The sequence below is a fragment of the Bifidobacterium gallicum DSM 20093 = LMG 11596 genome (genome assembly GCF_000741205.1).
Taxonomy (GTDB): Bacteria; Actinomycetota; Actinomycetes; order Actinomycetales; family Bifidobacteriaceae; genus Bifidobacterium; species Bifidobacterium gallicum.
The window spans coordinates 45820-58061 of the sequence record NZ_JGYW01000011.1; the positions used below are offsets into that span (position 1 = coordinate 45820).

The following is a 12242-nucleotide window of genomic DNA, read 5'->3' on the forward strand; positions in this document are numbered from 1 at the left end:
TTGGTCAAGGACGAGCAACGATTTCTCCTATATTTCCGCCCACCCTTCATAGCGTTCCCAGCTTGACATGCTTACGATGCGCAAGTACGCGAACGCAAGCGGCTAGCGGCGCGCTGGAATCGCTGGCGCAACGTCGCGCCCTGAAACAGCCCTCAAGCGTCCTGAAACGGAAAGGATCGTTGTCATGTCCACCAACCCATATCCCTTCATCCCCTATGCGCAACGTCCCGATGATCTTGATGACGCGACGATGGCGACAATCGCGCAGTATTGGACGGAAACCACAGCGGACCTTGCCCCATTGCGGCAGGCGGGAGGTGCCGCGGCGCGCATCGCCGAACATATCGCAGCCGATCGACTCGGCATCGCACGATTTGACTACCCGCGTACTGACCATTGGATTGATCCTGAGGGTGTTGACGTGTTTGCCGACATGCCTTACCTGCCGGACGGCGGATATGACAACGGGCAGGTGCGCGGCCACTTGCTCGACCTGTATCTGCCTCACGAACGCGTGCTGACGGGCGGCAATACGTGCCCCGTGTTCATCGATATCCACGGCGGCGGATTTAGCTACGGATACAAGGAACTGAACCGTAATTTTTGCACGCATCTGGCCGCGCTGGGCTTTGCCGTGTTCTCGTTGAACTACCGGCCGGCGCCGCAGACGAATCTTGCAGGACAACTGGCCGACATCCAGGCTGCGCTGCGGTGGATCCGGGATGCGGCCAACGCTGGACGATGGCCGATCAGCCCATCCAACATGTTCCTGACGGGAGATTCGGCGGGCGGCGCGTTGGCGTGGCTGACGATGGTCATGGAAAGTGACCGGCGTGCGGCCGCAGCGTTCGGCATTGTTCAAGGTGCGTCGGGACTGCCGTTGCAGGGAGCCGCGCTGGTCAGCGGCGTGTTTGATTTGGGTGCCCAACCGCAGGAGTTCGCAGTCTCAGTGCGCAAGCGACTGGCGGACGGATTGGGGGACGCATTCTTTGACGGCATCGCAGGTGACGGTGTGGATTGGCTGAATCCCGCGGATGCACTCGCACATATGAACCGCGTTCCTGCAGTGTATCTGGTGACAAGTTCCGATGATTTTGTGCAGAGCGAATCATTGCATTTGGCCACACTGCTGGCTCAGCACGGCGCGGATTTTCAACTCAACGATGTCAAAGTGCCATGCACGCAAACGCTGGGCCATGTGTTCCCCGTGTGTTTGACATGGCTGGCGCAGAGCGTGCAGGTACTTGAGCAGATACGCGATTTCGCGTTGACGCGTTGCCGATGAACGATACCGTGCAGTTGAGGAACGAGGCAGCTATAACGCGGCACTAGTCCTCAATACTTGGGCAATAACGATGAAGCTGTTCAGCATGCCTGATTGAGCATCGGGATGCTGAACAGCTTTTGTTTCATGCGGCTGGGCATTGGATTGCCCAAGCCGGGGTCGGACGGAATGGGGAATCGGTACGCTCGGCTAGGGCGCCCTGCCCTCAGTGCGCCATCATGTCTTGCGCCACCTCATGACCGCTCATGTTGTCGGGATAATAGGTTGGCCAATGGTCCATTTCCTTGAGCGTCTCTTCATGCGATGTGTTGGATGCGAACAGGTGGAAGTGGGACGCTTTGTCTGGCGCAATACCATGGTCGGAGAATTGCACGATATGCAGCACACCATCGGGCACCGGGCCTTGCGCCGTGAACAAATAGCGCACGCCATTGGTTGACGGAAGCGGCCACAGTGACCATCGTGCTGCATTGGTCTTGCATGACTGCGTTGGTGGCGCTTTGGGAAATGGCTGTGGTCGGTGCTTGTGCAGCAAGCTTATGCCACATCCATAGGCCCGTCGTCACTGATGCCACGAGCGCCACGGCAGCTCCATGTTTACGGTGAACTCAACTCCACAAAACTCAACTTTTCTGTCTATCCCCAGCTTCCCATCGGCCTTTCCTCACACAGAGCAAGCCCTACACCCAGTCAACTGGCCACCCAATACCCAGCCGCACAGCAGTCCCCTCCCTGAATGGCTGCGTAGAGTAGGTATTACCAACCAAAAGGAGGAACACAATGTTCCAAGACAATACAACCAACCAGATGACTCAAGATGAAGGCGCCAGCTCAGACGGCGACACCGATTATCAGAATCAAACCAACCAGCAAGACGAGCGCGACAGCGAAGCGACGAACGGCAACGAAATAGGCAACAACGCGTCAGATAGCAACAGTTCGGACGGCCAGCACAATGACCACGCCAACAACGGCACCGCAGCAGACAATCCGGTAGACGCCGAGTACATGGCCAACGATTTCCAGCACGAAGGCGAGTACCGCGCCATGGCTCCTGACCAGGACGACACTGACAACGCCAACACCACAGACGAGACCGACGGTTCACCCGCAGACGGCATCGAAGCTCCCAACGCAGACGGAACCGGCATCATGGACCCGGACGACCCGCGCATCGGAGAAGGGGACGAAAACGGCGGTGTCGGCGCTGAACGAGGCAACCAATCGCAAGGCGCTTCCTACAACGAAGCCAACGGCCAGCAACCCATGCAGGCCCTGAACGCATCCACGCGCAACTAATCCAACCCAAGCATTGCCTTACCGGCATCTGCTTGAATCCCCTCCAGTGACCGTAGGCCCCTCCCCTGCCCGCGGCCACTTTCTGCGTTTAATCGGAACCATACAGCCAATAATTATTCGATAGCTGCACAACAACTATGTGCGGTGTCCCGAATACAGTAGAAATCACCTCCGCGAGACTGGATACGGTGTATCGGCGCGTGAAGGACTTTAAGAACATCTGCGCCCATGATGAGCGGCTATACTGCGCACATTCGCACGACAACAATGCCACGGTGTTCCAGCTTGTCCGAGATTTGCGTTTCCTGGCCACTAAGCCACAATATCTTGAATTCTTACAACAGCTGCGGTCATTGCTTACCAAGTTAGGAAAAGAAATTCCCGAACGCATGGCCTATGTATACACGTGTATACACGGCTATGGGATTCTCCGAGATTACCGACCTCGATGCACACATGAATGAGATTAGAAAATGCTACTCTATCCATGCGAAGCGTGATGAGCCTAAGAAATGAACTGGTTTTCAAAATATCGAGGTAGCACCCTGTCATGGATGCGAATGCAGTGCTTCCAAGCATTTTTGACAAACGTGAAAAACGGCGTGCTTCCAGGGTTCCGCATGGTGAAACCGTTGGAAGCACGCCGTTTCTTATGGTTTTGGTTCAGCTTTTGCTGACGTTAAATTTGAATTCGACAATGTCGCCATCTTGCATCACGTAGTCTTTGCCTTCGATGCGCAGCTTGCCTTCCTCCTTGATGGCGGGAATCGAGCCGTTGGCAGCTACAAAATCGTCATAAGAGACCACGTCGGCCTTGATGAAGCCTTTCTCGAAGTCCGTGTGAATCACGCCAGCGGCTTGCGGAGCGGTCCATCCCTGGTGGATTTGCCAGGCGCGCACTTCCTTCTCGCCGGCCGTCAGGAATGTCTGCAGGCCTAGGATGTCAAAGCCCACACGGGCCAACTGGTCGAGACCGGATTCCTCGAGACCGGCGTCAGCGAGCATTTCACGGGCATCAGCTTCATCGAGTTCCGTCAGTTCCGATTCGAACTGTGCATTGAGGAAGATGGCGGGAGCTGGAGCCACTGATGCGGCCAGCTTGTTCTTGAATTCCTCATTCGTCAATTCGGCATCATCCACGTTGAACACGTAAATGAACGGCTTGGCCGTCAACAAGTGCAAGTCATAAATGTCAGCCTTATCGATCTCGCCGGCTTGGGCAGCTTGATCAATCGTGCGGCCCGATTCCAGAATCTGCTTGGCCTTCTTGACGGCCTCCATGTATGACGGCTCAATCTTCTTGCCGCGCAAATCCTTTTCCAATTTGGGCAGTGCATTGTCGATCGTCTGCATGTCGGCAAGAATCAGCTCGGTATTGATCGTGTCGATGTCGTCTGCCGGGTCCACATGTCCGTTGACATGCACAATGTCGTCATCTTCAAATGCGCGCACGACCTCGCAAATGGCATCGGCTTCACGGATGTTGGCAAGGAACTTGTTGCCCAAGCCTTCTCCCTCAGACGCACCCTTGACAATGCCTGCAATGTCGACAAACGTCACTGTGGCCGGCACCACTTTCTGCGTGTGCACGAGCTCGGCCAATACAGGCAGGCGCTTGTCCGGCAATGGAACCACACCTGTATTGGGCTCGATTGTGGCGAACGGATAGTTTTCCGCCAACACGTTATTACGGGTCAACGCATTGAACATGGTGGACTTGCCAACATTGGGCAAGCCGACAATTCCGATAGTAAGAGACATGGCTACCAGCCTAGCGATGCCACAGCACAAGCGATTGCTTTAGACAGCCAAGAACGATTCGACTTCCTCTTCGCTGACAAATCCTTGCGCAGCACCATCCACCCGAATCTTCAACGCGGCAAAAGCCTGAGCGCGTTGAAGCGCATCGCGCACAGGCAACCCTTGCACGCGGTAATGCACAAATGCCGCAAACAATGCGTCCCCCGCTCCCACTGTATTGACCACATCATCAACATGGCAGGCTGGCAACGAGTCAACCACCACATCAGCAGTATCCGCAGTATCCGTGCCCAGACCGCTGCGATCGATGAAGCACACGCCCTGCTCGCCACATCCCATGACCAGCACCCGCGCCGGCGACACGGCAGCCAGCTCCTGCAAAAACTCGGCTTCATGACCTTTCACGGCTTCATTCGACAGGAACAGCACATCGGCGTTCACTATGAAATCATGGTTGTATTCATCATTGACATTGCTCAACGTATGCACATCCGTGGCAATAGGAACACCTGCGGCACGAGCCGCTCCAAGCAAATCCCGATTGAACGCGATATTGCATAGCACTGCGATGTCGCAGTCTTGGAACAATCCCCGATCAGCCGGGTAACGGCAATCCTGGATATCTTTCAGATCGCAATAAATTTGGCGTCGTCCGCTCGGATCATGCAATACCACGCTCGTTGGCGTGGCCTTCAACGAGGTACGAATGTTGCGTGTGTCAATGCCTTCGTCCGCCAATTCGTTGAGGACCATACGGCCACATGCGTCATCGCCCACATACGAACACAAATCAACGCTGTCGCCCAGTGTGGTGAGCGCTTTGGCCACGTTGACGCCGACGCCTGAAACATCAACATTCACGCCAAAGAACGGATAGTCAATCGGATAATAGTCCACTGGGAACTGCCGGACGGGAGCGTTCGCTTCAACATTGGCCAAGCCGGAAACCAGGATATGCATGAGCGTGCCATCCTCCAATCAGCTGCAATCAGTCGCAGCCTCGACACAAAACTTGCGTATATTCTAACAATACAGCCGGTGGTCCAGAGCGGAGCATTATGAGCCCATCGCCAGGACGCAACTCATCATGCAATCAGGTGCGCTTGCGCTGGCGCCTACCCCCATGCCGCTTGCGAGTCACGCCACCTTGCGCGAGCTGATGGTCCAGCTGCGCCTCGAGCCATGCGATACGCTCTTGCTGGCTCAACGTTTGCTGTGCAAGCCGGGCGATTTGATTGTTTTGCTCCTCCAATCGCTGGGTTTGCTCATCGAGTTGGCACAGTTGTTCGTCAATCGTGTCCATCTGTTCGTGCAGCGCGCTGTCATAATCATCAATGAGTTCCTGGGCTTGGAACGGATTCAAGGCCACATGGTCGCCCGTAGCTTGCGGATCAAATGGCGTGTGTTCATCGACTTTGGCGTACTGGTCGGGCCATTGGTGCGCAGCAATCAAGAAAGCCCGGTGCAATGCTGCGACGGCACGTAACGCGTCAGGTTCACCAATGCCACGCCCATGAGCCGCCGCGTTGCCTGCAAAGCGCACAATGTCAAGATCATGAATCAGGTGCAGGTCCGCGAGTTCACGGAAATCTGGATCGGATAGTTGATCGCGCAAGGCAATAGGCTCATCACTGGGGCCGGCCAATTGGAACACAAAATAATACAGGTAATCAGTCAGCGCATATGCCGCACGCCGCGCATAAAAACAGGCCACAGCATAGTCGGCATGCAGGTAGGCTTCAGCGAGCGCGCAATCGTCGTACATGTCAGGGAACACGTCATACACGAAATCAAAATTGCCCAACCCTTCACCTCGATTCCCGCCATCACAATGCCATCCCCTGCAGCCTTGCGGCTGCCAGAGCACCTCGGCATCTTGGCACCTCAATGCCCTTGACATCTTCGCTTATTATACGAAAAACCGCCGCGGAATGCGGCGGCTATGACATTAAGGAAATTATCATGTCGTCTGTCATGATACTTGACGGCACTCGGCCATGCAATAAGCCAAGCCATCAGATCATGAGACCGTCACTGTTCGATCGCATCAATGGCCTTGATCACCTCACCTCGGAACGCGGACTCCTCCAAGCTGGCCACACCCTTGATTGTGGTGCCGCCAGGGCTGCACACGGCGTCTTTCATGGCACCTGGATGCTGATCGGATGCCAGATACAATGCGCCGACACCTTCAATCATCTTGGCGGCCAAACGGTAGGCTGTGGCACGTGGCAAACCGTATTTGACGCCCGCATCTCCCAACGCTTCCAAATACATGTCGGTGAACGCGGGAGCGCAACCGGCGATACACATACCAATGCCCATGTGTTCGGTGTTGACGCGTTCCACCAGGCTGATTGAGCCCAGCAACTGTTCAAACAGCACACGCTGGTCATCCTTGAGCGTGTGTACGGCTTCCGTCACGAGCACGCCCTTGCCCACGGCCATCGGCGTGTTCGGAATCGTGCATTGCACATGGATGTGTTCGTGCTTGTCGCCAAACAGGTGTTCATAATCAGCCAACGTCCAGCCGGCGGCGATCGAGACAATGAACGAGTCGCGGTCGGCCAGCAGATCCGTCATCGGCTGCAATACTGATGCAATCTGGTAGGGCTTGATCGCGACAATGATCATCTTTGCCGCATCGGCAACTTCTTCGGCGGTTTGCACGGCTTTGACACCATATTTGGCTGCGTTGCGCTCCAACCGGTCGAAATGCGCGGCGCACGCGATAATCTGCTCACCGGTGACCACGCCAGCCTCGATCAGGCCTTTGGTGATGGCCTGCGCCATGTTGCCAAATCCGATGAATCCTACGGTGAAATCGCTCATGATCGTCCCTTTCCGTCCGCCAGTGCTTGATCGTCTGGCATGGCTCAAGTGTTGCTGGCATTCACCTTAGCCGCCGATGTCACCAAGAGAACCCCGTGTTTCGGCTCGATGGCGAACAGCGCACGTTAGCGCTGTCAATACAGCGGTTCCAAGTCGCCGCGATCCAATGCCAGTTCGTACAGATGTTTGAATACTACGGGCCCGTGCACGCCATCATGTTCAAACTCGTTCGTCACCCAAGCATGTGCATTGCCCAAGCGTGACAGTGTGTCGAGTGAAAGCGTGGCGTCCACATACATGTCGTCGAAATACACGGCGGCTTGCAATGGCACTTCGTTGCGTGCCAACTGGTCGGCGTCATAGATGCGCCCGAAATGCGTGTCTTGCATCAGCACATCCATTGCCGGCCTGAATGGCCGCAACTCACGCTCCTGCTCAAACATCCATGGGAAAATGGCTTCCCCGAAGAACAGCAACGGCCTGGCCTCCGGACTGAATTGCGGTTGGGATGCCACCACATGAGCGGCCGCCCAGTTGATTGGCTCCTCAAGCTCACCGTTCGCATAAATGAATTCCTGAAGTGGCCAATACAATGCGCGCGAATACGTGTGCTCCCCCACTTCATGCACGAATGCGTCGGTCAGTGCATCCCTAGGATCCATCTGCAAGGATGGAGCGTCGCCCGAGCCCGTGCGGAACGCTGTGTCGAACAGCCAGTGCAATGTTTCAAAGCTGGGTTTCATGCCGAGGCATTGCCCCACGGTTTGCAGGCGCGGCACGCTCAGCACATCACCATTGGGCAATAGCACCGGTGTGTCGTTACGCTGGGCGGCCGTCAGGAAATCGGCGACGGCGGCCACGCGCTGCTTGTCGTGCTTGTAACGCGCGTAATACTGTTCGGTTTTGCGTTGCATGCGCGGCACTGTATGCTCGTAGACTTCAGTTGCCGAGGCTGGCACGTGCGGAATACCGCCTGTTGTGAAGCATGCAGCGAGCGCTTGTGGGAACAACGACAGGTAGGTCAGTGTCAGGAATCCGCCGTAGCTTTGGCCTAAGGTCACGAGTTGGCGACCTTCGAATCTGGTCAATCGCAGGTGTTCAAAATCACGGATGATCGAGTCGGCGAGGAAATGTTTGAGATAGTCTGCGGCTTGTGTGCCGCTCATGCCGGCGATGGTGCGCGCGTCCACGTGTGAGGATCGTCCGGTGCCGCGCTGGTCAGGCAGGATGACATGGAAATGTTGGATGGCTTGCGCAATCCACCCATCCGATTCAGGGTTCATCGGCCGCGGGGCCGCTCCGCCCGGACCGCCTTGCAGGAACATCAGGAACGGCAGGTCCGCGTGCACATGTTCCGGCGCGTCCACCACACGGTAGAACACGTCGATTGTCTCTGCGCTCACGGTATGTCCCGGTTCATTGCCGGTCCAGTCGAGTGGCACTTGGATTGATGATTCCTCAATATGCAACCCTGGCACAGCATAGCGTCGCGTACCGCTACGTTGCTGCATGGGCTGGTTGCCGGAAATGTTCATGGGTGGACCTCGCCGCCGTACCTGCTGTCAATCATCCGTGAGACGGATATCCGATGCCATTATAACTGCGCTAGGGTTAGCTTCATGCGCAGCGTATGGAAATGGTGGCAGCAGCATGTCATCGTACAGGATGCCGCCTTGGCCGTAGTGTTGCTCATATTCTTCGCAGGGCCGTTATCGATGAACAACGATGTGGGGTTGTTGTGGGCTTTCCCCGAGTGGGTGTGCTTCTTATGGACAATTGCAGCGACAATACCGTTTGTGTTTCATCGACGCTATCCGGTCGGTGCAGCCAATGCGTTCATTATCATTGTGACGTTGCAAATGCTGGTCGGCCCGCTCGCGGTCATCGGCGATGTCATGGGGATGCCGGTGCTCTATACGCTGATTGTGCGCGTACCCAAACAACGTTCCAGACGCTATATCGCGTTGGCATACCTGTACATCACGATTGACATGCTGTTGATTGCGGTGACGTGGACGTTTGGTTCGTTGTTCATGCGTAAGGAATTCGGCAACATAGCGTTGGATTTGACCGTCTTCAATTTCGCTGTGATGTGGGTGTTTTATGCGATTATTGTCACGCCTACCGTTATCGCAGGGTTTTGGCAGCGGGCTCGCCAATCCACGATGCAGATGCTGCGTTTGCGCAATGCGGCATTGCAGGAATCCGAACAGGAGCAGCAGCGTATTGCTGCTGAAGCCGAAAGGGCCCGTATTGCGCGTGACATGCATGACGTGGTGGCCCATACACTGTCCACGATCATTATCCAATCGGATGGCGGCCGGTATGCGGCGGCCCATGATGCCCAATTGGCCCGGTCGGTCATGCAAACCATTGAACATGAATCACATGACGCGTTGCATGCCATGCATGACGTGTTGCAAACGCTCTCCCCCGAGCCGGCGACCAAGGCGAACCCGTTGGACGCACACCCTTGCGCCACACCCCAGGATGTTGCAGTGCCACCCCAAGCACAAGAGCAGGCGCAAACCATTGACAAGCATTCCGTGGCCATGGCCGCGCAGCATGCCGCCGACGCAACGGCTTGCGTTAATGATGCGCGCTCCGGTGACACGCATGCCATTGATGTCATCCTCGCCGACGCCATGCGTATCGACCCGACAATGCAAGTGGACCATGTGGTACATGGATCGCGCCGCAGCGATCTTGATGCGTCACACACTGATGCGATCGTGCATGTGCTGCAGGAATCATTGACAAACATTCGCCGCCATGCCGGCCGCCATGCGCGCGTATCGATCAAGGAAGACTGGCAACCGCAATCGTTGACCTTGACCATCACCAACGATGCGGGCACGCCAACATCAGACGCCCGGCCCCCGGCCGCGTTGACTGGACACGGCTTCGGGCTGATCGGTTTGCGCGAACGCATGCAAGCATTGGACGGCACTTTCGACGCCACGGCGCAACCTGACCATGGATTCCAAGTGCATGCACAGTTGCCATTGCCGTCTGCGGTGCGTCGGCGGCATGTCAAACCGCGTTTGCTCAGCGCGTTGCGATCGCGGCCTATCGAACAAGCCAATGTGCCACATGACGTGCACATGAACCGTATTGAACGCTTCTCACGATGGACAGAACGGCATTATGTGCTGATGGACACGTGCATAGCCGTGCTGCTCGGACTGATTTTTGGTGAGGCGTCCGACACCGTAATCAATCCCTCGCCGTTCAATCCGCCGGTCACACCGACCATGCAACTGCCCATGTATTACCTGCTGCTGACCGGCATCGTCATCGCGTTGTCCATGCGCCGTAGATTCCCGCGATGCAGTGCGCTCGCGACGGCCATGTTGATGTTCCTGCAATTGGTCGTATTGACGCCCATTTACTTAGCTGACGTCGTGTTTACGTTGTTGTCGGTGTATTCCGTCATCACGTATGGCAAACGTGGCACAATCGCCTGGGTCATTCCGCTTTGCGCAGCCGGATCGATTGCCTTCGGACTCAAATGCGGGGCTCTCGGAGCCGGATACCATACGTTATGGCATGCGCTTATAGGCGTACGCGACGTGCCTTCAGCCGGATTGAACTTGGAAAGCACGATTCTGGAATTCACGTTCTTGTCGTTTGCACTCTGCATGTCTGAAGTGTTCGCGGCGTTGTGGTCACGTTCAAAAGCGTCCAATACGCTGTTGTTGCAGCAGCGCGAACACACGTTGCAAGACATGCGGCGCAAGCAAGCCGTCCAGGCGGCCAATGAGGAGCGCAGCCGCATCAGTGCGCAAATCCAACAAGATGTCAACCAGGTGCTCACGAGCGTGGCCGCACAAGCCACAGCCGGCATCCGTATGATTGATACGGCCAGCGCACAAGGCGCGACCCCGACCAGCAATCAGATCACGCAAGCGTTTGCACGTATTGGTCAGGAAGGACGCATGGCTCTGGCACGTATGCGTGAATTGCTCGGCGTGCTGCGTAGCACGGCCAGCAGCGACACCGACGACGCAACGCATACCCAGCCCATGGCATTGACTCCGGCCGCGCCATTGGAGCAACAACTGCAACACCATCAGAAAGGAGCAACAGCATGAGCGCCACGTCCGCGAATCCGTCAATCATGCGACTTGGCATCGCCACCGCATTGCCTACTACACCGGGCGGCGCATCCTCACCAATCCGTGTCATCATCGCCGATGACCAGGAACTCGTGAGCGCGGGCTTCGCAATGGTCATCAATTCGCAACCCGACATGCATGTGGTGGGCAAAGCGGCCAACGGCGCCGAAGCGGTAGCGTTGGCCCAAACGTTGCATCCTGATGTGGTGCTCATGGATGTGCGCATGCCAGGCATGGACGGCATTGAGGCCACACGGCAAATTTGCCTCGACACCAACAGCACGCCACCCACGCGCGTGATCATTTTGACGACGTTTGATCTTGATGAATACGTGATGGCCGCGATCAATGCCGGAGCATCCGGATTCCTGCTCAAAGACACCGAGCCGGAAACCTTGCTCAGTTCCATCCGTACAGTGCGTGACGGCAACGCGATCATCGCGCCCACGGCCACGAAGCGTCTGATTGAACAAATGATGCACCATGGATTCGTCGGTGCCGCCCCCTCCACAGGAGCCGCCAACAACACGCAGACCCAACCGTCATCCTCATCACGACCCCAAACCGGTACCGCTGCTACCGACACCCCGTACACCGATCCTGAGCTGGCGTTGTTGACCGACCGCGAGCGCGAAGTGCTGATTGAAGTGGCCCACGGGTTGTCGAATCAGGTGATTGCCAGCAAACTGTTCATTTCATTGCCGACCGTCAAAACACATGTGGCGCACATCCTGTCCAAAATCCATGCGCGCGACCGCGTCCAAGCCGTAGTATTCGCCTACGAAAACCATTTGGTGTGATGTTTGCCCAACCTTGACCGATCCAGCACGTTGACATCTCCCGCATCCAGGCATCGTGAAGGCCGGAACACCGCCACTGCACATGTTCCGGCCTTCACCATATCTCGATTGAGTACTTCCTGTCACGGCGCCTCGTCGGCATCCGCG

Annotated in this window: 10 protein-coding genes; 4 read left to right on the forward strand and 6 right to left on the reverse strand. The window is 56.4% G+C overall.

Going from position 1 to position 12242, the window contains the following annotated elements:
- Window positions 1-184: 184 nt before the first annotated feature.
- On the forward strand, window positions 185-1285 hold the full coding sequence (locus tag BGLCM_RS07535; RefSeq protein WP_006293949.1) for an alpha/beta hydrolase: 1101 nt from the start codon (window positions 185-187) through the stop codon (window positions 1283-1285).
- 205 nt (window positions 1286-1490) lie between these two features.
- Here the strand turns inward: BGLCM_RS07535 and BGLCM_RS07540 are convergent, their stop codons facing one another.
- Window positions 1491-1712 carry a ZinT/AdcA family metal-binding protein gene (locus tag BGLCM_RS07540; RefSeq protein ID WP_006293948.1) on the reverse strand — a complete coding sequence of 74 codons (222 nt, stop codon included), beginning with the start codon at window positions 1710-1712 and terminating at the stop codon, window positions 1491-1493.
- Window positions 1713-2092: 380 nt separating this feature from the next.
- Between BGLCM_RS07540 and BGLCM_RS07545 the strand changes: the two genes are divergently transcribed.
- The gene (locus BGLCM_RS07545; RefSeq protein WP_148401572.1) at window positions 2093-2584 is read left to right on the forward strand and encodes a hypothetical protein; all 492 of its coding nucleotides are present in this window, start codon (window positions 2093-2095) and stop codon (window positions 2582-2584) included.
- 663 nt (window positions 2585-3247) lie between these two features.
- On the opposite strand, the gene ychF is transcribed toward BGLCM_RS07545, so the two are convergent.
- The 5 genes from ychF to BGLCM_RS07570 form a co-directional block, all read right to left on the reverse strand.
- Window positions 3248-4345 carry a redox-regulated ATPase YchF gene (ychF, locus tag BGLCM_RS07550; protein WP_006293946.1) on the reverse strand — a complete coding sequence of 366 codons (1098 nt, stop codon included), beginning with the start codon at window positions 4343-4345 and terminating at the stop codon, window positions 3248-3250.
- A 39-nt stretch (window positions 4346-4384) separates the two neighbouring features.
- Window positions 4385-5305, reverse strand: a complete 921-nt coding sequence (locus BGLCM_RS07555) for a carbohydrate kinase family protein (protein WP_006293944.1) — start codon at window positions 5303-5305, stop codon at window positions 4385-4387.
- 133 nt (window positions 5306-5438) lie between these two features.
- A complete protein-coding gene (locus tag BGLCM_RS07560; RefSeq protein WP_006293943.1) occupies window positions 5439-6245 on the reverse strand; it encodes a DUF4145 domain-containing protein in 807 nt (268 codons plus the stop codon).
- Window positions 6246-6376: 131 nt separating this feature from the next.
- Window positions 6377-7177: a pyrroline-5-carboxylate reductase gene (gene proC, locus BGLCM_RS07565; protein ID WP_006293942.1), complete on the reverse strand. Its 801-nt coding sequence runs from the start codon at window positions 7175-7177 to the stop codon at window positions 6377-6379.
- A 134-nt stretch (window positions 7178-7311) separates the two neighbouring features.
- Window positions 7312-8712: an alpha/beta fold hydrolase gene (locus BGLCM_RS07570; RefSeq protein ID WP_006293941.1), complete on the reverse strand. Its 1401-nt coding sequence runs from the start codon at window positions 8710-8712 to the stop codon at window positions 7312-7314.
- A gap of 84 nt (window positions 8713-8796) precedes the next feature.
- Here BGLCM_RS07570 and BGLCM_RS08530 point away from each other — a divergent pair, with 84 nt between their 5' ends.
- Together BGLCM_RS08530 and BGLCM_RS07580 are read left to right on the forward strand one after the other, a co-directional pair.
- Window positions 8797-11271 (forward strand): sensor histidine kinase, encoded by a 2475-nt coding sequence (locus tag BGLCM_RS08530; protein ID WP_044085281.1) that lies wholly within the window; start codon window positions 8797-8799, stop codon window positions 11269-11271.
- 26 nt (window positions 11272-11297) lie between these two features.
- Entirely contained in the window at window positions 11298-12095 is a 798-nt protein-coding gene (locus BGLCM_RS07580) for a response regulator (RefSeq protein ID WP_044085317.1), read from the forward strand.
- Window positions 12096-12242 lie beyond the last annotated feature (147 nt).